The sequence below is a fragment of the Xylophilus sp. GOD-11R genome (assembly GCF_033546935.1).
Lineage (GTDB): Bacteria > Pseudomonadota > Gammaproteobacteria > Burkholderiales > Burkholderiaceae_C > Xylophilus.
In genome coordinates this window covers 2,898,467-2,921,949 of record NZ_CP137854.1, presented here as the reverse complement: position 1 = coordinate 2,921,949, position 23,483 = coordinate 2,898,467, and the positions used below count along the sequence as shown (strand labels likewise).

Below are 23,483 nucleotides of genomic sequence, written 5' to 3'. Positions count from 1 at the left end.
GCGGCGAACCCACACCATGACGTCTGAATTCAAGCAGGGCTATTGCACCTTGTGCCGCTCGCGTTGCGGCACGGTCAACGAGGTGCGCGACGACATGCTCGTCGCGGTGCGTCCCGACCCGAGCCATCCCACGGGTGCGGCCATGTGCATGAAGGGCCGCGCCGCGCCCGAGCTGGTGCACAGCCCGCACCGCGTGCTGACGCCGCTGCGCCGCACGGCGCCCAAGGGCGCGGCCGATCCCGGCTGGGTGCCGATCGGCTGGGAGGAAGCGCTGGCCGAAACGGCGGCGCGGCTGGCGGAGGTGCGCGACGAATCCGGCGCCGAGGCGGTCGTGTTCGCGGTGACCACGCCGAGCGGCACGCCGCTGTCCGACAGCATCGACTGGATCGAGCGCTTCGTGCGCAGCTTCGGCAGCCCCAACCTCTGCTACGCCACCGAGATCTGCAACTGGCACAAGGATTTCGCGCACGCCTTCACCTTCGGCAGCGGCATGCCGGTGGCCGACTACCGCCATGCCGAGCTGATCCTGCTCTGGGGCCACAACCCGGCCAACACCTGGCTGGCGCAAGCCGGCGCGGTGGGCGAGGGCCGCTCGCGCGGCGCCCGCATGCTGGTGGTCGATCCGCGGCCGACCGCGCTGGCGCGGCAGGCCGACGTGTGGCTGCCGGTGCGACCGGGCACCGACGCCGCGCTGGCCATGGGCCTGGTGCGCCAGATGCTGCGGTCGGACCGCTTCGACCACGACTTCGTGCGCGACTGGACCAACGGACCGCTGCTGGTGCGGCAGGACGACGGCCTGTTCCTGCGGCAGTGCGATGTGTGGCCGGCGGCCGGCGACGGCTTCGTCGCCTGGCGAGAAGGACCGGTCGCCTACGACGCCGACGCCAACACCCAAGTCGCGCTGCTGCTGCGCGGCACGGTGCAGGTAACGCTGGCCGATGGCCGCACGCTGGCCTGCGATACGGCTTTCGAGTGCCTCGCCCGGGCGGCCGAAAGCTACGACCCCGCGACGGTCGAAACCATCACCGGCGTCACGGCCGAGGCCTTGCAGCGGGCGGCCGACCTGCTCGGCGCTTCCCGCCGGGTCGCCTACCACTCCTGGACCGGCATCGGCCAGCACACCAACGCCACCCAGGCCGAGCGCGCCGTGGCCACGGTCTACGCGCTGACCGGCGCCTACGACCGCATCGGCGGCAACCGGGTGCGCCGGCCGCAGCCCACGCGGGCGGTCAACCTTTTCGGCCAGATCGCGCCGGCGCAGAAGGCCAAGGCGCTGGGCCTGGCCGAACGGCCGCTGGGGCCGCCGGCGCAGGGCTGGGTCACCGCGCGCGACGTGTACCGCGCGGTGCTGGAAGGCGAGCCTTACCGGCTGCGCGCCATGGTGGCCTTCGGCACCAATCCGCCGGTGTCGCAGGGCGACGCGCAGCGTGCCCGCGAGGCGCTGGAAGCACTCGAATTCCATGTGCATTGCGACCTGTTCATGACGCCGGCGGCGGCCTATGCCGACATCTTCCTGCCGGTCAACACGCCCTGGGAGCACGAAGGCCTGCGCATCGGTTTCGAGATCGACGACGAGGCCGCCTCGCTGGTGCAGCTGCGCCAGCGCATGGTCAGCCCGCGCGGCGATTCGCGCTCCGACAACGAGATCGTCTTCGACCTGGCCCGGCGCCTGGGGCTGGGCGAGCAGTTCTTCGGCGGCAGCCTGGAAGCCGGCTGGAACCACATGCTGGAGCCGCTGGGCATCGGCACGGCCGAGTTGCGCGCCGCGCCGGCGGGCCTGCGCTTTCCGGTCGATTCGAGCGAGCGCAAGTTCGAAGCCACCGGCTTCGCCACGCAGACGCGGCGGGTGGAGCTTTATTCCGAACTGCTGCTGCGCCATGGCCAGCCGGCAGTCGCCACCCATGTGCCGCCGGCCGAGGTGTCCCGGCCGGGTAACGAGGCATATCCGCTGGTGCTGAGCTGCGCCAAGAACGGCTACTACTGCCACAGCCAGCACCGCAGTCTGGTGTCGCTGCGCAAGCGGGCGCCGGAGCCGGTAGCCGAACTGTCGCCGGCGCTGGCCGCGCGGCGCGGCATTCGCGAAGGCGACTGGATGCGGGTCGCCACGCGGGTCGGTGCCGCGCGTTTCGTGGCCCGGCTCACGCCCGGGCTGGCCGACGACGTGGTGGTCGCCGAATTCGGCTGGTGGCAGTCGTGCCCCGAGCTCGACCGCGCCGGCGAGAGCCTGGCCAGCAGCTTCAACGAGATGATCGACGCCGAGGTCTGCGACCCGGTGAGCGGCTCGGTCGCCCAGCGCTCGTTCCGCTGCGAGGTGGCGCTCGACCCCGCCTGGGAGCTGCGCCAGCGTCGGTGGGAGGGCTGGAAAAGCTTCCGTGTGGCCGAACTGCGGCACGAGGCCGACGGCGTGCTGGGTATCCACTTCGAGGCGACGAAGCCCGGCGCGCTGCCCGACTACCGCCCCGGCCAGCACATCGAGACCCGCTACGACCTCGGCGGCGTTCCCACCAGCCGGGCCTATTCGCTGACCGGCGCGGCGACGGTGGCCGGGCGCTCCGGTTACCGCGTCGCGGTGCGGCACCAGCGCGGGCTGTCTGCCGAGGGCATCGCCTACGAAGGCCTGGTGTCCGGCCATCTGCACCGCCAGTTGCGGGTGGGCGACCGGGTGGAGCTGCGGGCGCCCTCGGGCAACTTCGTCATTCCCCGGCACAGCGCGCAGCCCATCGTGTGCGTAGCGGGTGGCATCGGCATCACGCCTTTCCTGTCGCTGCTGGAGTCGCTGCCCGACGGTGACCCGCTGGAGATGCTGCTGCTCTACGCCAACCGCAACAGCGCCACGCACGCCTTCGCCGAGCGCCTGGCTTTCCATGCCGCGCGACTGCCGAACCTGCGGCTGCGCAACCACTACGCCACGCCGCTGCCGGGCGACCGGTTCGAGACGACCGAGCGGCTGTGCGGCGACCACATCGAAGATGCCTGGATCGCCCGCCGTGCCCGGGTCTACATGTGCGGACCGGTGCCGATGATGGACGCGGTGCGTGCATCGCTGGTGGCGCGCGGCATGCCGGCCTTCGACATCTTCAGCGAGGTGTTCCGCTCGCCGCCGGCCGCCGCGATCGATGGCACACGAAGCTTCGGCGTGACCTTCGCGCGCACCGGCCGGCGTGCCACCTGGTCGCCGCGCGACGGCACGCTGCTCGGCTTCGCGGAGTCGCTCGGCATTTCCATGGCCAACGGTTGCCGCGTGGGGCAGTGCGAGTCGTGCGCCACCGGCCTGCTGGCCGGCGAGGTGCGGCACCTGCACGGCACCGAGCCCGACGACGCGGCGACCTGCCTCACCTGCCAGGCGGTGCCGCTCACCGACCTGTTGCTGGACGCCTGAACCTCATCGAACCCTGTCAGACCCATGCCATGACCCACTCGACACCGATCTTCGATGCCCAGGCCTGGACGGAAGGCAGCGCCCACGGGCCGCTGCTGTGGTCCGACACGGGCCTGAGTTTCTGGGGTGGCATCGATCCGGCTACCGGCCTGGTGATCGACCAGCATCATCCGCTGCACGGCCGCAGCGTGCGCGAGCACATCCTGGCGCTGCCCAGCGGCCGGGGCTCCTGCACCGGCAGCAGCGTGATGCTGGAACTGCTGCTCAGCGGCAACGCGCCGAGAGCGCTGGTGCTGGCGGGGGTCGACGACATCCTGCTGCTCGGCGTGCTGGTGGCGCAGCGGCTGTTTGGTCGCAGCATTCCGGTGGTCAGCCTGTCGCCGGAAGACTTCGCGGCGCTGCAGGGCGCGGGCACGGTGTGCATGGCCGACGCGGCGGAGGTCGCGGCCCAGGCCGACGCATTCCTGCGCAGCCGCCCCGCCGACGTGCGCCCGCTGGCCCTCGGCCCGCAGGACCGCGCCATGCTGGCCGGCGAACAGGGCCGCGCCCGTCAGGCGGCCATGGAGATCATCGTGCGCATGGCGGGCGTGGCCGGTGCGTCGCGGCTGATCGACATCGGCCAGGCCCATATCGACGGCTGCATCTACACCGGCGACGCCTGCCTGCGCTTCGCCCGGCAGCTGGTCGACTGGCAGGGCAGGGTTGCGGTGCCGACCACGCTTAACGCGATCTCGGTGGACCGTTGCGGCTGGCGCGCGCAGGGCGTGCCACCGGCCTTCGGCGAGCCGGCCGAGGCGTTGGCGCAGGCTTATGTGGACCTGGGGGCCGCGCCCACCTATACCTGTGCGCCTTACCTGCTGGCCGGTGCGCCGCGCGCCGGCGAGCAGATCGCCTGGGCCGAGTCGAACGCGGTGGTGTATGCCAACAGCGTGATCGGCGCGCGCACCGCCAAGTACCCGGATTTCCTCGACATCCTGATGGCGCTCACCGGCCGCGCGCCGGAGGCGAGCTGCCACCTCGACGCGGGGCGCCGGGCCACGATGCGCATCGTGGTGGAGGCACCGCCGGCACACGACGATTCCTTCTATCCCTTGCTCGGCTACCAGGTCGGCCTGCTGGCCGGGCGCGAGATTGCGCTGGTCGAAGGCCTGGAGACTGGTGGGCCGACGGCGGACGACCTGCGTGCCTTCGGCGCGGCGTTCGCCACCAGTTCGGCGGCGCCCATGTTCCATATCGCCGGCGTGACGCCGGAGGCGCGCGCCGATGCGCGCTCGGTCATCGCGCCGGATCGGGCAGTGCCCACCTTGCACATCACCCGCGCGGCGCTGTTGGACGGCTGGTGGTCGCTCAATCCGGCGACCGTGTCGGCGGTGGAGCTGGTGGCGCTGGGCAATCCGCACTTTTCCAAGGCCGAGATCGACGCGCTCGCCGAGCTTTGCCGGGGCCGTACCGCCCACGCCGGCACCGAGATCGTGGTGACCACCAGCCGCTACGTGCTGGAAAGCGCCGACATCGCCGAGCCGGTCGTGGCGCTGAAGGCCTTCGGCGTGCGCTTCGTGGTGGACACCTGCTGGTGCATGTTGCAGGAGCCGGTGATCGCGCCGCATGTGCGCACCGTCATGACCAACTCGGGCAAGTACGCCCACTACGCGCCCGGGCTCACCGGCCGGCAGACACGCTTCGGCTCGCTGGCCGACTGCGTGCAGGCCGCGTGCGCCGGCCACGCACCCGACGGCCCGCCGGGCTGGCTCGGCGCGGCGCAGCTCGAGGAGTCGAACGCATGAAGACCGAAACCTCCATGGAGGAGCCGACGGTTCACATGGAAGAAGGCGAGGCGATGGCGCTGTCGGTCCGCATCCTGACCGGCCATGGCCTGAGCGACGCACACGCACAGGCGATGGCCCGGGTGATCGTGGCCGGCCAGCGCGACGCCTGCGCCTCGCACGGCATGTACCGGCTCATCAGCTGCGTGCGCACCATCCGGGCCGGCAAGGTCGACCTGCAGGCCGAACCGGTGCTCAGCGCCCGGCCCGGCTCGGCGCTGGTGCGGGTGGACGCCCGGCGCGCCTTCGCCTCGCGCGCGCTGGAAGTCGGCTGCCCGGCGCTGGTCGAGGCCGCGCGGTCGACCGGCGTGGCCGCGCTGGTGGTCAACCAGGCCTTTCATTTCTCGGCGCTCTGGCCCGAGGTGGAGGCGATCGCCGCGCAGGGGCTGGTGGCGCTGGCGATGACGCCCAGCCATGTCTGCGTGGCGCCGGCCGGCGGCACCCGGCCGGTGTTCGGCACCAACCCGATCGCCTTCGCCTGGCCGCGCGGCGCGGGCAAGCCGCCCTATGTCTTCGATTTCGCCACCAGCGCCGTCGCGCACGGCGAGATCGAACTGCACCAACGCGAAGGCCGGGCGCTGCCGCCGGGCTGGGGCGTGGACGCCGACGGCCGGCCCAGCACCGATCCGGCGGCGGTCATGCAAGGCGCCTTGCTGACCTTCGGCGGCCACAAGGGGTCGGCGCTGTCGACCATGGTGGAGCTGTTGGCCGGCGTGCTGATCGGCGACTGGACCAGCGCCGAGGCGAGCGCCTTCGACGACGGCGCGCATGTCATTCCGTGCCGGGGCGAGCTCGTCCTGGCCTTCGACCCCGCGCAGCTCGGTGGCGGCGAAGGACTGGCCCATATGCCGCGCGCCGAAGGACTGTTCGACGCGATCACCGGCCAGGGCGCGCGACTGCCGTCGCAACGGCGCCAGGCGGCACGCCGGCGCAGCCGCAGCCACGGCATCGCGATTCCGAAGGCGCTGCTCGACGACATCCACGCGCTGCTGCGCGACTGCCCGGGGCACGCGGCAGTCGAGACCTGAGCGGCGGCGGCCGGGCGGTCAGCTCCAGGTCTTCAGGGCGCGCTCGACGTCCGCGCGGGCGGATTCGAAGCGGTCGGCCGACACCACCACCGACACCGCCAGCGGCATGCCGTCGCGCGGCGGCAATCCGATGCCGATCGCGCAGATGCCGGGGCCGCGCTCTTCCAGGTCGTAGGCGAAGCCGCCGGCTCGTATCTCGCCGATCTGGCGCAGCAGGGTGTCGACATCGGGCACGGTGCGCGGCGTCAGGCTTTCGAGCGTGCCGGTGCCGTACATGGCGCGGATCGTGTCGTCGCTCAGCCCGGCGAGCAGGGCCTTGCCGTTGGCCATGCTGTAGGCCGGGTAACGGCGGTTGGGCGGCAGGTTGAGCTTGGGATGGCGGTCGCTGAAGAAGCGGTCGAGAAACAGCACCTCGATGCCGGCAAGGGTGGAGAGGTCGACGGTTTCGCCGGTGGTGTCGAACAGGCGAAACAGTTGTGGCCGCAGCTCGCGGGTGACGCCCGGCCCCGAAAGCTCCCCGAGCCGGCGCAGGCCCCAGCCCGGCCGCACGCCGCCGATGCCGGCCTGCACCAGATGCTCGGTTTCGAGCGCGTCGACGATGCGCTGCACGGTGGAGCGGGCCAGGCCGGTGGCGGCGGCGAGCTGGCCGAGGCTGCGGCCTTCGCCGTGGGCGGTGACCTCGCGCAGGATGGCAGCCGCGCGCGCAATGACCTGGATGCCGGAGGAGGGTGAGTCGGACATGGCTTTGTTCGTACCGCATTGCGGTACACTTGTTGTATCACCATACGATACAGCAACTTCGACATGTCATCCCGAGCCATTTCACCCACCTCGCCGCTGTATGTGGTGATGCTCGGACTGCTGTCCGCGCTGCCGCCCTTCGGCACCGATGCCGGCCTGCCCGGACTGGTGTCGCTGCAGGCCGATCTGGGCGTGGTCATGGCCGAGGCCACGCGCACGCTGACGATCTTCATGCTGGGCTTCTCGATCGGCCCGGTGTTGTTCGGGCCCTTGTCCGACCGCTTCGGCCGCAAGCCGATCCTGCTGCTGGGCGTGTTCGTGTTTTCCTGCGCTGCCCTGGGTTGCGCGCTCTCCGACAGCATCGGCACCTTGCTGTTCATGCGGTTCGTGCAGGGCGTGGGCGCGGGCGCGGCGGCCTCGCTGCCGGCGGCGATCGTGCGCGACGTGTATCACGACGAACTGGCGCTGTCGCGGCAGTCGCTGGTGGCGCTGGTCAACGGCGTGGCGCCGCTGATCGCGCCGCTGCTGGGCGCAGCGGTACTGACGTTCGCCGGTTGGCGAGCGGTGTATGGCGCGCTGGCGGTGCTCGGCATCGCCATCCTGCTGATGGCCGCCGTCGGTTATGCCGAGACCGCGCCGCGCCGGCCCGACCCGGTGCGCCGGTCGGTGCTGCACACGGCGATGGTCGGCTACCGCGCGGTGCTGGGCGACCGCCGCTATCTCGCCGCCACCGGCCTGCTGGCGGCCACCTTCGGCGTGATGTTTTCCTACATCACCGGCTCGTCGGCCGTCTTCATGGAGCAACTGGGCGCCACGCCCGCGCTCTACAGCCTGCTGTTCGCCTGCACCGCCAGCGGCACCATCCTGGGCGCGGCGAGCAATTCGCGTCTGTCCCGGCGTTTCGGTGCCAACCGGGTGCTGGCCACCGCCGTCATCGGCAACGTGGTGGTGGCGCTGGCGCTGCTGACCGTGGGCGGCCTGGGCGTTCGATCCATGGCGCTGACGGCCGGCCTGGTGGTGCTCAGCAACCTGTGCGCCGGCATCATCATGCCGACCGCCACCCACCGCGGCCTGCGCGCGCTCGGCCACGTAGCCGGCAGCGCGGCGGCCCTGCAACGCTGCATGCAAATGGTGTCGGCCTCGGTGTTCGGCACGCTGGTCGGGCTGATCGGCGGCCAGTCGCTGGTGGCGATGGCCACGTCCATGACGGTGGCCTCGCTGCTCGCCGTGGGCCTCTGGCTGGCGGGCCGCGAAGCGCCGCAGGCGGCCGCCACCGCACCGCGCGCGGGCTGATCGCCGGGCCGCGTTTTCTCGAATCCGTTTCAAGACCTCCGAAGAGTTTTCATGTCCAGATCTTCATCCCCAACGACCGCCACCCGCTGGCCTGCGACCGGGGTCGGCCTGCTGCTGGCCGCGGTCGGCCTCGCCCTTGCCGGCGGCGGCGCCGTGCTCATCGCCCGTGGCGGCAGCGGGTACTACCTCGTCATGGGCCTGGCCCTGCTGGCCTCGGGTGTGCAGTTCGTGCGCGGCCGGACCTCCGGCTTGCTCATCTACCTGGCCGCCTTCGTCGGCACGGTGATCTGGGCGTTCGCCGAAGTCGGATCGGACTTCTGGGCGCTGCACGCGCGCATCTTCGCCTTCGCCTGCCTGCTGCTGCTGGCCGTGGCGGTGCAGCCCTGGCAGCGCCGGCGGGCGGCCCTGGCGCCGCGCACCGGCCTGTTCACCGGGATGGCGGGCGTGGTGGCGCTGGGCATCGCGGCGGCGGTCTGGGGCATGTTCCTGCCGCACGGCATCCACAACACCACGATCGCCTCGGGCACCGTGCCGGTCACGCCGGAAACCGCCGCACGCGACTGGTCCCACTACGGCAATGGCCCGGGCGGCGACCGCTTCGGCGCGCTCGACCAGATCAACCGCGGCAACGTCGACCAGCTCGCCGTTGCCTGGACCTTCCACACCGGCGACGTGCCCGAGTCCGACGGCAACGGCGCCGAAGACCAGCTCACCCCGCTGCAGATCGGCTCGACCGTCTTCGTCTGCACGCCGCACAACAACGTGATCGCGGTGGATGCCGACACCGGCGCGGAGAAGTGGAAGCGGGTGATCGACGCCCATTCCAAGGTCTGGATGCGCTGCCGCGGCCTGGCTTATTTCGATGCGACGCAGGCGCTGCAGCAACCCACCGATCCCAGGAGCTCGCCGGTGCTGCCGGCGGTGGTCGCGGCCGGCGCGCCGTGCCAGCGCCGCATTCTCATGAACACCATCACGGCCGAACTCATGGCGCTGGATGCCGACACCGGCGAGTTCTGCGCGGATTTCGGCGACCACGGCCGGGTCGACCTCAAGGCCGGTCTGGGCGATGCGCCCGATCCGCTCTACGTGCTGACCTCGGCACCGACCGTGGCCGGCACCACCGTGGTGGTGGGCGGGCGCATCTCCGACAACGTGGCGCTCGACATGCCGGGCGGCGTGATGCGCGGCTTCGACGTGATCACCGGCCGGCTCCGCTGGGCCTTCGATCCCGGAAATCCGACCGACAAGAAAGCGCCTGCCGACGGCAAGACCTACACCCGCTCCACGCCCAACGTGTGGGCACCGATGTCCTACGACCCTGCGCTGAACACCGTCTTCATGCCCACCGGCAGCGCGGCCATCGACCTGTGGGGCCCCAAACGCACCGCCTTCGACCACCGCTACGGCGCCGCCATGCTGGCGGTGGACGCCACCACCGGCCAGGAGCGCTGGGTCTACCAGACGGTGCACAACGACCTCTGGGACTTCGACGTGCCGATGCAGCCGACCTTCTTCGACTTCAAGCGGCCCGACGGCAGCAAGGTGCCGGCGATGGTGTTCGGCACCAAGGCCGGACAGCTCTACGTGCTCGACCGCGCCAACGGCCAGCCGCTGACCGAGGTGGTCGAGAAGCCGGTGAAGCCGGGCAACATCCCGAACGAGCCGTACTCGCCGACCCAGCCGCTGTCGGTCGGCATGCCGCAGATCGGCGCCCAGACGCTGACCGAAGCCTCGATGTGGGGCGCCACGCCCTTCGACCAGCTGGCCTGCCGCATCGCTTTCAAGGGCATGCGCTACGAAGGCCTCTACACCACGCCGGACACCGACACCTCGCTGAGCTTTCCCGGATCGCTCGGCGGCATGAACTGGGGCGGCGTGTCGATCGACCCGACGACCAACACCATCTATGTGAACGATATGCGCCTGGGCCTGTGGGTGCGCATGACGCCGCAGCAGGCAGGCGCGGAGGCGTCCGACGGCGGCGAAGCCGTCAACGCCGGCATGGGCGCTGTGCCGCTCAAGGGCACGCCGTATTCGGTGGTGAAAGACCGTTTCATGTCGCCACTGGGCATTCCCTGCCAGCAGCCGCCATTCGGCTCGCTCACCGCGGTGAACCTCGACACGCGGAAGGTGGCCTGGGAGATTCCGCTGGGCACCATCGGCGATTCGGTACTGCACGGCCTGCAGCTGCGCCTGCCGATTCCCGTCGGCATGCCGACCATCGGCGGCTCGATGACCACCCAGGGTGGCCTGGTGTTCTTCGCGGCCACGCAGGACTTCTATCTGCGCGCCTTCGACAGCGGCAACGGCCGCGAGCTGTGGAAGGCCCGGCTGCCGGTCGGCAGCCAGGGCACGCCGATCACCTACCGCTCGCCCAGCACCGGCAGGCAATACGTGCTGATCTCGGCCGGCGGCGCGCGCCAGTCGGCGGTGCGCGGCGACTACCTTATCGCCTACGCACTGCCGAAATGAAGTCGCCGCCGGATCCGGCAGTTGCCTTTGGCGCTGGCTGATCTGGTCCGGCATGCCTGCGCTGTGCTGTGGCTACAGCCTCACACAGTGCTGTGCTCCACTCGGTATACTGGCCGGTCCGTCCCGATGACGGCAGAGAGGAACAGGTCCGTGGCGGAGACATCGAGCGACAGCATCGTCGAAGTGGTTTACGAGAAGCTCAAGCTGATGAGCGTCAACTACGAGTTCAAGCCCGGGGAGCGGCTCAACGAGGGCGTGCTCGCCAAGGCGCTCGGCGTCAGCCGCACCCCGTTGCGCGAGGCGCTCACCCGGCTCTTCTCCGAAGGCTTGCTGCTATTCGTGCCGGGCAAGGGCTTTTTCTGTCGCAAGCTTGACGTCACCGAGGTGTTCTCGCTCTACGAGATGCGCAAGATCATCGAGGTGGAAGCCCTGCGCATCTCGCTCGACCGCGCCAAGGACGAAGACATCGATGCCTTGCTCGCCTTTCTGGACCGCACCGGCCCCGAGCCCGGCGACCGCAGCGTCGACGAACTGGTGAAGCTCGACGAAACCTTTCACGAGAGCCTGATGGCGATGTCGGGCAACGCCGAGATGCTGCGGGTGCTGCAGAACATCAATGCCCGCATCCGCTTCGTGCGCTGGATCGACATCGAGGGCTGCGACCGCAGCGCCAGCCAGCAGGACCACCGCGACGTGCTGCTCGGCCTGAAGGCACGTGATGCCGACGCCTGCATTCCGGTGCTCGCCCGCCATATCAACCGTCGCCTCGACCAGATCTCCGCTGCGCTCAAGGAAGGCTACGCGCAGATCTACATGACCGCCGGCGTGGCCTGATCTCCGCCCGCCGCGTCGAACGAAAAACGCCAGGTCCTGCCTGGCGTTTTTTTCGCTGGCGGCGGCGGGGTTCAGTCGACCTGCGCGCCGGAGTCCTTCACGATCTTCGCCCAGCGCACCATGTCCTGCTTCTGGATGCGCTCGAAGGCCGCGGGTGAGCCGTCTTCGATCGGCGCGATGCCCTGGTTCACCAGCCACTGGCGGAAGCTGTCGGTGCCGATGGTGCTCAGCACGGCCTTGGACATCCTGGCCTGGATGGCGGGCGGCAGGCCGGCCGGCCCGAACAGGCCGTACCAGGTAGTGCTGACGAAGCCGGGCAGGTCGCAGGCTTCGGCGACGGTCGGCACGTTCGGCAGCGCGGCGATGCGCTGGCTGGAGGTGACGGCGAGTGCGCGCACCTTGCCCGACTGCACCAGTGGAATGCTCGGCGAACTCTGGTTGAAGAAGAAGTCCACCTCGCCTGCCAGCAGGGCGGTGATGGCCGGCCCCTGGCCGCGGTAGGGCACGTGGGTGTATTCGGTGCGCGATGCGCCGCCGAACTGCACGCCCGCCAGATGGCCCGACGCTCCGTTGCCGGTCGAGGCGAAGTTGAGCTGGCCCGGCTGCTTGCGCGCCCGGCCCAGCAGGTCCTGGCAGGTCTTGATCTCGGGATGCTTCTCCGGATTGATCAGCAGCACATTGGGCAGGTCGCCGAGCAGGGCGATGCGGGAGAAGTCGGCGACCGGGTCGAAGCCGAGCTTTTTATAGAGCGCCGGGTTGATGGCGTGCGTGCCGGCGGTGCCGAGCAGGAAGGTGTAGCCGTTGGGTGCGGCCTGGGCCACGTAGGCCGAGGCGATGTTCCCGCCGGCGCCGGTCTTGTTGTCGGCGACGAAGGCCACGCCGAGCACCGGCGCGAGTTCGGCGCCGAGCTTGCGGGCGTAGAGGTCGGTGGCGGCGCCGCCGGGGAAACCCCCCACGATGGTGATTGGCTGCGTCGGCCAGTTCGGCTCCTGGGCGAGCGCGCTGTTCGCCCCCACGGCGGCGATGGCAGTAAGCGCGATGCCCGCGCACAACTTCTGGAACTTCATCGAAAACTCCCTGTAAGCCGGATCTGGAGCGGCTGATGCGCACGATTGCCGGTCAGTGCTCCGTCCTGAATACAGACTATAACTATTGCTCGGTATTCCAACAAGCGTTATAGTCTGTGCACCGTTTTGGCAGGGTCGCACCGATTTGGAATGCTCCGCCAGGCGAGCTCCTACTGTTCGGCTCACACACCTTCATTTGCCATGAATACAACCGCCACCTCGTCGACGACTTTCCCCGCTGCGCCTCAAAAAGGTGATCGGTCGGCCACCTTCATCGATGCCAATCCCACGCTGAGCAAGGTGTTTTCAGGCCTGCACCGGCCGGCGGAGTTCGACCTTGTCGTGAATGAGCAACCCGACGTGAAGCCGGCAGACCTGCCCGCGCTGCTGGCCGGCGTACCCATCGCCATCGTCGACCACACCGCCGTGCCGACCGACATCGCACGCGCCTGCCCGGCGCTCAAGCACGTCGTCTTTCTGGGCACGGGTGCACGCAGCTACATGAATCCCGAAGAGCTGGCCGAACTGGGCATCACCGTGCACACCATCAAGGGCTATGGCGACACGGCGGTCGCCGAATGCGCGTTCTCGCTGATGTGGGCGGCGGCCAAGGGTTTCGCCCGCATGGACCGCGGCATGCGCGAGGGCCAATGGCTGCGCACCGACGCGATCCAGCTGCGCGGCAAAACGCTGGGCCTGATCGGCTTCGGCGGCATCGCCGACGAAATGGCGCGACTGGCGCTGGGCGCCGGCATGAAGGTGGTGGCCTGGAACCGCTCGCCCAAGACGCGCGAAGGCGTGGAGTTCGGCGGCATCGACGAGCTGCTGGCGCAGAGCGACGTGGTGTCGCTGCACCTGTTGCTCAACGACGAGACGCGCGGTTTTCTTTCGCGCGAGCGCATCGCGCAGATGCGCGACGGCGCGATTTTGATCAACACCGCGCGCGGCGCGATCGTGGACGAGGACGCCATGGTCGACGCGCTGCGCTCGGGCAAGCTCTACCACGCGGGGCTGGACGTGTTCACCGTCGAGCCGCTGCCGGCCGGCCACGTGCTGACGACCTTGCCCAACGTCACGCTGTCGGCGCACTCGGCCTTCCGCACACCCGAAGCCAACGCCAACCTGGTCGGCGCCGCACTCGACCACTGCCGCCGCATCGTTGGCCAAGCCTGAGCCCCTGGAGAAAAGCCGAATGACCGACATCCTCCGCATCGACCAGAACGCCCGCCGCTCCCGCTGTGTCGTCGCCAACGGCATGGCCTGGCTGGCCGGCCAGGTAGCCGACGACAAATCTCTCGACATCGCCGGCCAGACCGCCCAGGTGCTGGCCAAGATCGACGACCTGCTGGCACAGGCCGGCACCGATCGCTCACGCCTGATCACCGCGCAGATCTGGCTGTCGACCATGGACGACTTCGCCGGCCTGAACGCGGTGTGGGACGCCTGGGTGATCCCTGGCCAGACGCCCACCCGCTGCTGCGGCGAGGTCAAACTCGCCGACCCGGGTTACCGGGTCGAGATCGTCGTCACCGCCTTGCTGCCCTGAACAACGCCATCCCATGATTTCCACCACCGACCCCCATCGCAACCGCCAGCCGCGCAATATTTCCGACGCCGAGTGGGAGCTGCGTTGCCAGCTCGCGGCCGCCTACCGCCTGGCCGCCAGGTTCCAGCTGACCGATCTCATCTACACCCACATCTCGGTGCGGGTGCCGGGCCGGCACGACCAGTTCCTGATCAACCCCCACGGCTGGTTCTTCGACGAAATCACCGCGTCGAGCCTGGTGAAGATCGATGTCGAAGGTCGGCCGGTGGACGACGACCGCTTCGAGGTCAACGCCGCCGGTTTCACCATCCACAGCGCGCTGCACATGAGCCGGCCCGACGTGGAATGCGTCGCCCACCTGCACACCAATGCCGGCATGGCAGTGGCGGCGCTGCAGTGCGGTTTGCTGCCGCTTAACCAGATCAGCATGCAGTTCTACAACCGGGTGAATTACCACGACTACGAAGGCATTTCGCTCGACCTCGACGAGCGTTCGCGCATCGTGCAGTCGATGGGCGACGCGCATTATTTGATTTTGCGCAACCACGGTTTGCTGACCACCGGCCGTTCGGTGGCGGAGGCGTTCACCCGTATTTTCTATTTGAACCGCGCCTGCGAGATTCAGGTGCAGACGCTGTCGATGGGGCAGCCCTACACACTGCCGTCGCCGGATGTTTGCGAGCATGCGGCCAAGCAGCATGACGACTACGCATACCTCGACACGGTGCACCTCGACCGCGAGTGGACCGCCCTGCTGCGCCTGCTCGACCGCGACGGTGGGGACTATCGTTGCTGATCGCATGTGGTGAAGCGGCGAATCGATGAATGGGTTATTTCGATAATGTTTACTCAAATGATTACATTGATCTGAATCGCTGATCATGCGATATATTGCGGCGCGTCTGAACATAATCTCCAGCTCCCAATCAAGGCTTTGCCGGATATTCCATGTTCCGATTTTCGAGTCGCCCGCGACTCTCGCTTTCCGTCGTTTCGTCGGCCGTCCTGGCGCTGACGCTCGGTGCCTGCGGCGATAGCCGCAGACCCGCCGTCGTCGAACGACAGGCCCAGGCCTGCACCGACTTCTATGCCTGGTCCAATGCCGACTGGATCGCCGCGACGCCGATCCCCGCCGAAGGACTGGTGACCGACGCCACCACCGGCCTCGCCGCCCGCAACCAGACGACGGTGCTGGCTCGGCTGCAAGCCCTGGCCGCATCCGGCGGAGTGGCCGGCGGCGATCTGCACCAGGCGGCGTTGATCACTTTGTTCGCGAGCCGGGCCGACTCGGCGGCGGTCGAACTGGCCGACCTCGCGCCCCTGGCCGCCGATCTTGTCCTTATCGACGGCATCACCGACATGGCCGCCATGCCTGCTGCGTGGGGCCGCCTCATGCGGCAGGGCGTGCGGCTGCCGGTGGCTTTGCGGGTGGAGCCGTTCGACGATGTCGAAAACGCGGATGCCGACCAGCACCAGGACCGCCTGCGGGTCGCCTTCGATCCAACGGCGCCGGCCCGCGCGCCCTCCGATGACGAGCCCGGCCATACGCCGGCCGAGTTCCAGGCGCATGTGGCGCGCACCCTGGTGCTCACCGGCATGCCCGAGGAACAGGCCGAACAGGCGAGTGCCGCGGTATCGGCGATCGAGCAGGCGTTGGCCGGGTTTCCCGACCAGTCGCGGTCGCGAAGCTCGACCGGTGACGCCGCTTTCGCGGTAGGCGAGCTTCTGTCCGCGGCAGGCGTGCCGGCAGCGCTGCCCTCGGTGGTCGACGACTCCGTCGCATCGGGACTGGGCGAGCTGATGGCTGCCTTCGAGGTGCAGGACTGGCGCAACTTCCTGCGCTGGCGTCTGGTGCGCAGCTACACCGATTACCTGCCGATGCGTTTCGCCGACGAGCGCGCCACCTGGGACCCGCCAGCGCCGCCGGACGTGGTGGACGAGAACGTGATCGTCGACGGCAATGTCGCCTTCCTCACCAGGACGCTGCCCTTCCAGTTCGACTGGTTCTCCGCCCGGCAGATGCTGCCGGCCGGCACGGACACGCAGGTGCGAGACATGGTCGGACACCTGCGAACCGCGCTTCATCGCCATCTCGACAGCCGGAGCTGGATGAGCGCGGCCAGCAAGGCCGCCAGCCATCGGCAGGTGGACACGGTCGATGTCTCGCTGCCGGGGTTCGAAGACACCGCCGCCGCGCCGCCGGCGATGCAACGCGACCGCCTGCTCGACAACGTCCGGCTGGCCTCGGCCTATGAGCTCGATCGACGTCTGGCGGTGGCGGCGGCCTCGCGCACCGGCCGCAGTCTGACCGGTGCGGCGTGGTGGGATCCGGAGGCTCGCTACAACTTCGTCAGCCACAGCGTCAAAGTCTCGCCGCTCATGGTGCAGGCCCTGCTCGCCGGCACGGGCGACGACCCCGGCCGCTTCGGTGCCCTGGGCGTGGTGATGGCGCATGAACTGCTGCACATGTTTGGCGCGCCCCGGGACACTGCCTTGTCGCCGCGCCAGCCCGTGGACTGGCTCGACGCCGCCGATCGCCCTTATTTCGACGGCATGGTCGCGCGCCTGGAAAACGACTACGCCGAATGGGCACTGCAGCACTTCCGCGCTGCCGTGGTCAAGCCGCGTTTCATGGGCGAAGACCTGTCCGACCTGGGCAGCGTGCCGGTGGCGCTGGCGGCGCTGCATGAAAGTGCCGGCGGCGCGGTCGACGGCGAGGCCGAAAATGTGTTCTACCGGGCGTTTGCCTTTTCACAGCGGGTGCGGCAGTCGGCGAGCGAAGACCGCTCCTGGATCGAATACGTGCCGGCGCACGCGCTCTATCCCTACCGTGTGAACGGGCCGCTGTCCAATCTCGACGGCTTCAGGCAGCGCTATGGCTGCGTGCAGGGAGACGACATGGTCCGCAGCGCTGAAATGCGGGTGAATCTGTGGTGAGTCGCGACGAGGCTCGGCATTGAGTCCCGAAGACCGCTGATCTGCAGAAGACCTTGCTCCGATTCAGGGTTGTGAAGAGTGACCGCGCACCCTGCTCCGAAGTAGCCATTGCTTTCAGCTACATGGAACGCATATTCTTGCAACGGCAAACGCAGGCTCTGAGGAGCGTATCCGTCACGATCGGCAACGGGTTTGCGTTACGCCAACCTGGCTCGCGCGCGTTTTGTCATCGAGGACGTTTCATGCATCTCCTGGAAAGGCGCGTCGTCGCGCGACGGCGCAGCGATCGGGACAGTGCGAGCCTGACCGCCGGTGGCCGCCGCGCCGATCGACGGACCGTCGACCGCCGCGCTGCCGGCTTGCGTGGCTCCATGCGGCTGGGGCGTCTCGGCGCCGTTGAATTGAAGGCAGCGTCGCTGCTGGAGGTCAAGCGGATCACCTATGTGGTGAACGGAGACAGCTTCGTCTGGCAGGCCGAGGTCGAAAGCCTCGATCGCACCGGGTTCCTGGCCGGTTTCGGCACCGTACCCGAGGGTTTCGTCGACGCGACGCCCGCGGTGGTGTCGGCGGTCGGGGAAAAAGTGCAGGAGTGGGCGCAGGTCGTCGGGCCGCGCTGAATATGGGTCCGAATCGGCGCCGTCGGGCGCCGCGGTTTCTTGAAAGCCATTCAACATCGCGGCAGCCGGTTTTTCGGCGGGCCGCCCGGAGGAATCATGCCAATCCGCTATTTGGTGAACCTGGGCAACGCCCAACTCTATTTCGACGCGACCCTGCAGCGCTGCAAGCCGCCGGGCAGCTTTCCCGACTCGGATACGCAGACGCTCCACTTCGTTCGGGTGAGCGACGCCGGCACGCTGCTGACCAACACCTGGGACATCGGCTTGGCGGAATTCACCGCCGAACAGCGTGAACGCGGTGAGCTTTACCGAAGCGCGGACGCCTGAATCGGTCGACCGCGGAGTGTTCGGGGTTTTCCCGATGAGTCCGAAAGAACTATTGAGCGCGGCCGTTGCGAAGCGTAGTGTGCGCACATTACGAATTGTCTCAAGGACAACATCATGCCGAATTTCGATGCGAAACCTCTCGCCGGTTGGTATGAGATGCAAGAGCAAGCCGACCGCGCGCTCCAATCCCTGATGAAGACCATCGCCGGCGGCCAGATGCCGTGGCCGTCGATCGAAGAGGCGACCCGCCAGGCCGAGGCGCAGCACGAAGCGATGATGCAGCGCGAAACCGCCATGACCCTCAAGCGCGCCCAGGCAGCGGCTTCGTGGGTCGTCGCCACCCACCCGGACTGAGAAGAGGCACGACGCCTCGACAGCCGGGCGCGTCAGTGCCGGTCGCCGCCGGGATCCTGGCTCATGGCCAGGTCGAACAGCATTCTTCGCAAGGCACGAAACGATTCCGCATCCTGGATGCCTTCGATCAGGGGTTCGATGAGGTGGTCGGCATCCGGACGGTCGACGAAGGCCATCGACCAGCGGCTGAAGTTCCGCGACTCCAGTTCCCCCTGAAAAAGCACCTTCATCGCATGGTGCCGCGTGTCCTGGGTGATGAGTTTGTGGGTGGCGATGACGGCGGGCAGTTCGCCTTCGAGCACCTGAACGAAATAACGACCGGTCCACATCATGGCGCCCGTCACTCGCCGCAGTTCGTTGTTGCGCCTGGCCGCGGCGACCACCTTTTCGACGTCTGGCCGGCTGGTCGTGGGCGCCGACCGGCTGATGTACATGACCATGGCCAGCGTCCTGTTCGGCATGCCGCCCTTTCGCAAAAAGTGACGATTATCCCGGACTCATGACCTCCGGTCGGCCAGCAACGACCGGCCATCCGAGGGCCATGGGATACTTCCGCGAGCTCCGCACGACGGCTGGCGGCAGTGGAACAGGCGCAAAGATGAACGACAGCAATGGGCGCGCAACGGAGGTCGGCTCCTCCGGTCGCGAGGCGCAATCTTTTCCGAACGACCCCCGCACCGCAGAATTTCTATCGGGACACGACTGGGCGTCGTCGGCCCTCGGGCGTCCGGACGCCTGGCCCCGGTCGCTGCAGGACGCTGTTTCGATGCTGCTCGCTTCGCCGGTGCCCATGTGGCTGGCCTGGGGCCCGCAGCGCATCATGGTTTGCAACGAGGCTTACACACGTCTCATGGACGGACGTCAGCGGGCCGCCATGGGCGCCAGGCTGCCGGAAATCTGGGCAGGCGCCTGGTCGGAGCTGGCTCCCGCGGTGGATGCGGCCCTGGAAAATGGCCAGGCCTTCTACCGCGAGGACCAACTGCTGCCGCTCGTGCGCGGCACCGAGCCGGAACAGGCCTGGTTCACCTTGTCCGGCTCGCCCTTGCGCGACGGATCCGCCTGGGCTGGTTTGCTCTGCACCGTGTGGGAGACCACCGACCGGGTCCAGGCGCTGTGCCGGCTGGCCGAGAGCGACGCGCGCAAGCAGACGTTGCTGAAAGCCAGCACCGACGTGATGTACCGGATGAGCGGCGACTGGAGCCGCTTGCTGGAGCTCGACGGTCAGGGCTTCATGACGGACACGCGGGCGCCCTCCGGCCACTGGATGGATCGCTACGTGCACGAAGATGACCGTGTCCCGGTATCAGCGGCGATCGCCGAAGCGATCGCTGCACGCTCGAATTTCGAACTGGAACACCGGGTGATCCGGGTGGACGGCAGCGTGGGCTGGACGCTTTCCCGCGCGATCCCGGTCTTCGACGAAAAGGGCGAACTGGCTGAATGGTTCGGCACCGCCACGGACCTGACCGCCCGAAAGGCGGCCGAGGAAGCCCTGCTCGAAGGCGAGCGCCAGTACCGGGCCCTGTTCGAAACCATCGACGAGGGTTTCTGCGTCATCGAATTCCTGGACGGTCCCGAGGGCCCGCTCAGCGACTACGTGCACATCGTCGCCAACCCGGCCTATCTGGCCAACGCGGGCATCGCCGACGTGGTGGGCCAGCGGGTGCGGGAAATGGTGCCGGCCGAGGCCGAGGGCTGGGTCGAGATCTACCGCCGGGTGCTGGTGACCGGCGAGCCGGTGCGTTTCGAGCGCGAACTCGAACGCACCGGGCGCTATCTCGAGCTGGCCGCTTTTCGCATCGAGCCGCCCGAGCGTCGACACGTCGCGGTGCTGTTCCAGGACGTCACGAAGCGACGCCGCGCGGAGATCGCCCTGCGCGAACTCAACGAATCGCTGGAGCGCCGCGTGGCCGAGGAAGTCGCCGAGCGCAGCAGGACCGAAGAGGCCCTGCGCCAGTCGCAGAAGATGGAGGCCGTGGGCCAGCTCACCGGCGGCATCGCACACGATTTCAACAACATGCTGGCGGTGGTGCTGGGGTCGCTGGACCTGCTCGACCGGCGCTTGGCCGGCGGCGACGCCCGGGCCAAGCGTTATGTGGACGCGGCCAAGGACGGCGCCAAGCGCGCCGCGCAGCTCACCCAGCGGCTGCTGGCGTTCTCGCGGCAGCAGCCGCTGCGTCCGCTGCCGGTGGATGCGAACAAGCTGGTAGCCGGAATGTCCGACCTGCTCGGGCATTCGCTGGGCGGCGCGGTGCGGCTGGAGACCGTGCTGGCCGGCGGCCTGTGGCGCACGCATGCCGATCCGAACCAGCTGGAGAACGTGATCCTGAACCTGGCGGTGAATGCCCGCGACGCGATGGCGGCCGGCGGCCGGCTGACGATCGAAACAGCCAACTGCCATCTGGACGAGCGCTACGTGGCCGACCATCTGGGCCTGCCGGTGGGCCAGTACGTGATGGTGGCGGTGAGCGACACCGGCATCGGCATGCCCGCGGAAGTCGTCGCCAAGGCTTTCGATCCCTTCTTCACCACCAAGGAAGTCGGGCGCGGAACCGGGCTGGGGCTCAGCCAGGTCTACGGCTTCGTCAAGCAGTCGGGCGGCCACGTGAAGATCTATTCGGAGGTGGGGCAGGGCACGACGGTCAAGGTGTACCTGCCGCGTCTCATCGGTGCTTCGCACGAGGACGACGAGGTGATGGCCGAGGCCGAAGTGCCCCGCGGCGACAGCGCCGAGGTGGTGTTGGTGGTGGAAGACGAGCCGGCGGTGCGGCAGTTCTCGGTGGAGGCGCTGACCGAGCTGGGCTACCGGGTGCTGGAGGCCGACGGCGCGGCGGCCGCGCTGCGGCTGATCGACGCGCATCCGGAGATCTCGCTGCTGTTCACCGACGTGGTCATGCCCGAAGTCAACGGCCGCAAGCTGGCCGACGAGGCGCTGCGGCGCCGGCCGGGGCTCCGGGTGCTGTTCACCACCGGCTATACCCGCAACGCGGTGGTGCACAACGGCGTGCTCGACCCGGGCGTGCAGCTGATCGGCAAGCCTTTCATGATCGAGGAGCTCGCCGCGCGGGTGCGGGAAGTGCTGGACGCGCCGAGTGTCTCGGACGCAACGGACGGGGTCGATGCGTCCACGTCGAGCGCCGGGTGATGGCGGCTCGTCAGATGCGGGTCAGCCAAACGGGCGCATCGTCGCGACATGGCGAGCCATGATCCGTACAAGGTCTGCACCGACTGCTTCGGCATCGTCGGCGAACTGACGCTCGCGCCACCCCACGAGGGGCTGGAACTGATCAGCACGACCTTCTTCGGGCTGGGCATCAGCGGCCGCGAGGTCAATGCCATCTACCGGTTTCGCTGCCAGGCCTGCGGCGTCGACCTGATGCGCGACCGCAACCCGGCGGAGCGCGAGCAGGTGTGGCTGCTGGGCCGCGAGGCCGGCGTGCACTGATGGTGCATCAGCGGTCCATGGCGCGGCGCAGCGCATAGCTCGCTCCGTCCACCAGGGCGACCAACAGCAGCATGGCGACCAGCACGGTGGCGGTCTTGCCCATCTGGAACAGGCCCATGTGAAAAGCCAGCATCTGACCCAGGCCCCCGGCGCCGACAACACCGAGGATGGCTGCGGCTCGGATGTTGTTTTCCCAGCGATAGAGCGTGTAGGACACCAGTTGCGGCAACACCTGCGGCAGCGTGGCGTAGAAGAACACGGCGACCGGCCCGTTGCCCTGCGCCCGCAATGCCTGGGCCGGGCCGGGCGGTCCGTTCTCGATGGCTTCGGCGAACAGCCGGCCCAGCACGCCGGTGGTGTGCAGCGCCAGTGCCAGCGTGCCGGCGAGCGGGCCGAGCCCGGCGGAAATCAGCAGCAAGGCGGCCCAGACCAGCTCGGGCACGGCGCGCAGTCCGTTCAGCAGCAGGCGTATCGGGCCGCGCAGGGGCGCGGCGCGCGTGCCGGCCGGCCGGCTGGCGGGCAGGGCCAGCGCCATGCCGCCGAGTGCAGCCAGCAACGTGCCCAGCGCGGACATCGCCAGCGTTTCGCCGGAGGCGCCGACGACCTTGCGCACAACGGCTGGCGAAAAGTCGGGCGGGAAAAATTCACCGAGAAATCGCCCCATCGCGGCCAGGGCACCGGGCGATAGAAACGCCGCCCATTGCAGGTCCAGCTCGCGGAAGCTGGCCACGATCAGCACAGCGACACCGACACCGAAACCCCAGGCCTTGGCGCGCGGCAGATTCATCCCAGCAGGCTCCGCAGCCATGCACTGGCCCGGTCGGCCACGGCGACCAGGGCGACGAAGACCAGCAGCATGGTCGCGACCTCGCCGCCGGCGAACATCTTCGTGGAAGTGTCGAGCATCTGTCCCAGCCCGCCGGCGCCGACGAAGCCGAGCACGACCGAGGAGCGGATCGCGCACTCCCAGCGGTAGACGGTGTAGGAGGCGAGTTCCGCCGCGCTCTGCGGCAACAGCCCGTAGAAAAAGGCCTGGAGCCGGCCGCCGCCGTTGCCCAGCAGGTGGCGCGTGGGGTCGTTGTCGCTGCTCTCCAGGATGTCGCCGTAGACCTTGCCCAGCATGCCGCCGTAGGTGAGCGCGATGGCCAGCACGCCGGCCGTGGGGCCGAGCCCGACGACCCGCACGAAGACCAGCGCCCAGACCAGCTCGGGAATGCTGCGCAGCACCACCAGGATCCAGCGCAGGGTCTGGCGCAACACGGCGGGCATCGGCGCCATGCGGCCGGAAAGCGCGGAGATCGACAGCGAGCGGGTCGACAGCAGGCAGGCCGGCACCGCGATCAGCCAGGCCAGTGTGATGCCGGCCGTGGCGATGGCGACGGTGCGCCAGGTTTCGCGGGCGACCAGGCGCAGGAAATCGGCGTCGGTGGCCGGTGGAATGAAGGCCGCCAGGAACTGGCCGGTCGACGCGCGGCTGGCGGGGTCGAACATCAGCCAGGGGCGGAATTCGGTGGCGACCAGCATCGGCCATAGCAGCAGTACGGCGGCCAGCACCCAGAAGATGCGGCCGATCCAGGTCGGGTCGCGGGCGGCGGGCGATGCGGCGTTCAGCGGCATGGC

Annotated in this window: 20 protein-coding genes; 15 read left to right on the top strand and 5 right to left on the bottom strand. The window is 68.9% G+C overall.

Features of this window, described 5'->3' with window-relative positions:
• Positions 1–16 precede the first annotated feature (16 nt).
• The 3 genes from R9X41_RS13660 to R9X41_RS13650 are packed head-to-tail and all read left to right on the top strand — an operon-like array spanning position 17 to position 6,230.
• Positions 17–3,379, top strand: coding sequence for a molybdopterin-dependent oxidoreductase (locus tag R9X41_RS13660; RefSeq protein ID WP_318630996.1), 3,363 nt, complete (start codon positions 17–19; stop codon positions 3,377–3,379).
• A 29-nt stretch (positions 3,380–3,408) separates the two neighbouring features.
• A complete protein-coding gene (locus R9X41_RS13655) occupies positions 3,409–5,163 on the top strand; it encodes a cis-3-hydroxy-L-proline dehydratase (protein ID WP_318630995.1) in 1,755 nt (584 codons plus the stop codon).
• Positions 5,160–6,230: an Ldh family oxidoreductase gene (locus R9X41_RS13650; RefSeq protein WP_412556603.1), complete on the top strand. Its 1,071-nt coding sequence runs from the start codon at positions 5,160–5,162 to the stop codon at positions 6,228–6,230. Before R9X41_RS13655 ends, R9X41_RS13650 begins: the two co-directional genes overlap by 4 nt.
• An 18-nt stretch (positions 6,231–6,248) precedes the next feature.
• Here R9X41_RS13650 and R9X41_RS13645 read toward each other — a convergent pair whose 3' ends face one another.
• Positions 6,249–6,971, bottom strand: a complete 723-nt coding sequence (locus R9X41_RS13645) for an IclR family transcriptional regulator (protein WP_318630994.1) — start codon at positions 6,969–6,971, stop codon at positions 6,249–6,251.
• A gap of 63 nt (positions 6,972–7,034) precedes the next feature.
• Between R9X41_RS13645 and R9X41_RS13640 the strand changes: the two genes are divergently transcribed.
• The 3 genes from R9X41_RS13640 (at position 7,035) to R9X41_RS13630 (ending at position 11,570) form a co-directional block, all read left to right on the top strand.
• The gene (locus R9X41_RS13640) at positions 7,035–8,264 is read left to right on the top strand and encodes a multidrug effflux MFS transporter (RefSeq protein WP_318630993.1); all 1,230 of its coding nucleotides are present in this window, start codon (positions 7,035–7,037) and stop codon (positions 8,262–8,264) included.
• Positions 8,265–8,315: 51 nt separating this feature from the next.
• Complete coding sequence (locus tag R9X41_RS13635; protein WP_318630992.1) at positions 8,316–10,736, top strand: membrane-bound PQQ-dependent dehydrogenase, glucose/quinate/shikimate family; 2,421 nt, start codon at positions 8,316–8,318, stop codon at positions 10,734–10,736.
• A 150-nt stretch (positions 10,737–10,886) separates the two neighbouring features.
• Positions 10,887–11,570: a GntR family transcriptional regulator gene (locus R9X41_RS13630; protein WP_318630991.1), complete on the top strand. Its 684-nt coding sequence runs from the start codon at positions 10,887–10,889 to the stop codon at positions 11,568–11,570.
• Between the two features lie 71 nt (positions 11,571–11,641).
• Here R9X41_RS13630 and R9X41_RS13625 read toward each other — a convergent pair whose 3' ends face one another.
• Positions 11,642–12,637, bottom strand: a complete 996-nt coding sequence (locus tag R9X41_RS13625; RefSeq protein ID WP_318630990.1) for a Bug family tripartite tricarboxylate transporter substrate binding protein — start codon at positions 12,635–12,637, stop codon at positions 11,642–11,644.
• 201 nt (positions 12,638–12,838) lie between these two features.
• Here R9X41_RS13625 and R9X41_RS13620 point away from each other — a divergent pair, with 201 nt between their 5' ends.
• From R9X41_RS13620 to R9X41_RS13590, 7 genes are all read left to right on the top strand, one after another.
• Complete coding sequence (locus R9X41_RS13620; RefSeq protein ID WP_318630989.1) at positions 12,839–13,810, top strand: NAD(P)-dependent oxidoreductase; 972 nt, start codon at positions 12,839–12,841, stop codon at positions 13,808–13,810.
• 19 nt (positions 13,811–13,829) lie between these two features.
• Positions 13,830–14,183, top strand: coding sequence for a RidA family protein (locus tag R9X41_RS13615; RefSeq protein WP_318630988.1), 354 nt, complete (start codon positions 13,830–13,832; stop codon positions 14,181–14,183).
• 13 nt (positions 14,184–14,196) lie between these two features.
• The gene (locus R9X41_RS13610; protein ID WP_318630987.1) at positions 14,197–14,979 is read left to right on the top strand and encodes a class II aldolase/adducin family protein; all 783 of its coding nucleotides are present in this window, start codon (positions 14,197–14,199) and stop codon (positions 14,977–14,979) included.
• Between the two features lie 152 nt (positions 14,980–15,131).
• Complete coding sequence (locus R9X41_RS13605; RefSeq protein ID WP_318630986.1) at positions 15,132–17,120, top strand: M13-type metalloendopeptidase; 1,989 nt, start codon at positions 15,132–15,134, stop codon at positions 17,118–17,120.
• 242 nt (positions 17,121–17,362) lie between these two features.
• On the top strand, positions 17,363–17,737 hold the full coding sequence (locus R9X41_RS13600; RefSeq protein ID WP_318630985.1) for a hypothetical protein: 375 nt from the start codon (positions 17,363–17,365) through the stop codon (positions 17,735–17,737).
• 39 nt (positions 17,738–17,776) lie between these two features.
• Complete coding sequence (locus R9X41_RS13595; RefSeq protein ID WP_318630984.1) at positions 17,777–18,064, top strand: hypothetical protein; 288 nt, start codon at positions 17,777–17,779, stop codon at positions 18,062–18,064.
• Between the two features lie 114 nt (positions 18,065–18,178).
• Positions 18,179–18,418 carry a hypothetical protein gene (locus R9X41_RS13590; protein ID WP_318630983.1) on the top strand — a complete coding sequence of 80 codons (240 nt, stop codon included), beginning with the start codon at positions 18,179–18,181 and terminating at the stop codon, positions 18,416–18,418.
• A 32-nt stretch (positions 18,419–18,450) separates the two neighbouring features.
• Here the strand turns inward: R9X41_RS13590 and R9X41_RS13585 are convergent, their stop codons facing one another.
• Positions 18,451–18,879, bottom strand: coding sequence for a BLUF domain-containing protein (locus R9X41_RS13585; protein WP_318630982.1), 429 nt, complete (start codon positions 18,877–18,879; stop codon positions 18,451–18,453).
• 305 nt (positions 18,880–19,184) lie between these two features.
• On the opposite strand from R9X41_RS13585, the gene R9X41_RS13580 reads away from it, so the two are divergent.
• Together R9X41_RS13580 and R9X41_RS13575 are read left to right on the top strand one after the other, a co-directional pair.
• Complete coding sequence (locus R9X41_RS13580) at positions 19,185–21,563, top strand: PAS domain-containing protein (RefSeq protein ID WP_318630981.1); 2,379 nt, start codon at positions 19,185–19,187, stop codon at positions 21,561–21,563.
• Positions 21,564–21,611: 48 nt separating this feature from the next.
• Positions 21,612–21,863 carry a hypothetical protein gene (locus R9X41_RS13575; RefSeq protein ID WP_318630980.1) on the top strand — a complete coding sequence of 84 codons (252 nt, stop codon included), beginning with the start codon at positions 21,612–21,614 and terminating at the stop codon, positions 21,861–21,863.
• Between the two features lie 7 nt (positions 21,864–21,870).
• On the opposite strand, the gene phnE is transcribed toward R9X41_RS13575, so the two are convergent.
• Both phnE and R9X41_RS13565 read right to left on the bottom strand, forming a co-directional pair.
• On the bottom strand, positions 21,871–22,650 hold the full coding sequence (phnE, locus tag R9X41_RS13570) for a phosphonate ABC transporter, permease protein PhnE (RefSeq protein ID WP_318630979.1): 780 nt from the start codon (positions 22,648–22,650) through the stop codon (positions 21,871–21,873).
• Positions 22,647–23,480 (bottom strand): PhnE/PtxC family ABC transporter permease, encoded by an 834-nt coding sequence (locus R9X41_RS13565; protein WP_318630978.1) that lies wholly within the window; start codon positions 23,478–23,480, stop codon positions 22,647–22,649. The genes phnE and R9X41_RS13565 overlap by 4 nt, the downstream gene beginning before the upstream one ends.
• Between the last annotated feature and the right edge of the window lie 3 nt (positions 23,481–23,483).

Coding starts and splice junctions, on each gene's coding strand:
- R9X41_RS13660 (WP_318630996.1), top strand. CDS start 17: ATGACGTCTGAATTCAAGCAGGGCTATTGCACCTTGTGCCGCTCGCGT.
- R9X41_RS13655 (WP_318630995.1), top strand. CDS start 3,409: ATGACCCACTCGACACCGATCTTCGATGCCCAGGCCTGGACGGAAGGC.
- R9X41_RS13650 (WP_412556603.1), top strand. CDS start 5,160: ATGAAGACCGAAACCTCCATGGAGGAGCCGACGGTTCACATGGAAGAA.
- R9X41_RS13645 (WP_318630994.1), bottom strand. CDS start 6,971: ATGTCCGACTCACCCTCCTCCGGCATCCAGGTCATTGCGCGCGCGGCT.
- R9X41_RS13640 (WP_318630993.1), top strand. CDS start 7,035: ATGTCATCCCGAGCCATTTCACCCACCTCGCCGCTGTATGTGGTGATG.
- R9X41_RS13635 (WP_318630992.1), top strand. CDS start 8,316: ATGTCCAGATCTTCATCCCCAACGACCGCCACCCGCTGGCCTGCGACC.
- R9X41_RS13625 (WP_318630990.1), bottom strand. CDS start 12,637: ATGAAGTTCCAGAAGTTGTGCGCGGGCATCGCGCTTACTGCCATCGCC.
- R9X41_RS13620 (WP_318630989.1), top strand. CDS start 12,839: ATGAATACAACCGCCACCTCGTCGACGACTTTCCCCGCTGCGCCTCAA.
- R9X41_RS13615 (WP_318630988.1), top strand. CDS start 13,830: ATGACCGACATCCTCCGCATCGACCAGAACGCCCGCCGCTCCCGCTGT.
- R9X41_RS13610 (WP_318630987.1), top strand. CDS start 14,197: ATGATTTCCACCACCGACCCCCATCGCAACCGCCAGCCGCGCAATATT.
- R9X41_RS13605 (WP_318630986.1), top strand. CDS start 15,132: ATGTTCCGATTTTCGAGTCGCCCGCGACTCTCGCTTTCCGTCGTTTCG.
- R9X41_RS13600 (WP_318630985.1), top strand. CDS start 17,363: ATGCATCTCCTGGAAAGGCGCGTCGTCGCGCGACGGCGCAGCGATCGG.
- R9X41_RS13590 (WP_318630983.1), top strand. CDS start 18,179: ATGCCGAATTTCGATGCGAAACCTCTCGCCGGTTGGTATGAGATGCAA.
- R9X41_RS13585 (WP_318630982.1), bottom strand. CDS start 18,879: ATGCCGAACAGGACGCTGGCCATGGTCATGTACATCAGCCGGTCGGCG.
- R9X41_RS13580 (WP_318630981.1), top strand. CDS start 19,185: ATGCTGCTCGCTTCGCCGGTGCCCATGTGGCTGGCCTGGGGCCCGCAG.
- R9X41_RS13575 (WP_318630980.1), top strand. CDS start 21,612: ATGGCGAGCCATGATCCGTACAAGGTCTGCACCGACTGCTTCGGCATC.
- phnE (WP_318630979.1), bottom strand. CDS start 22,650: ATGAATCTGCCGCGCGCCAAGGCCTGGGGTTTCGGTGTCGGTGTCGCT.
- R9X41_RS13565 (WP_318630978.1), bottom strand. CDS start 23,480: ATGCCGCTGAACGCCGCATCGCCCGCCGCCCGCGACCCGACCTGGATC.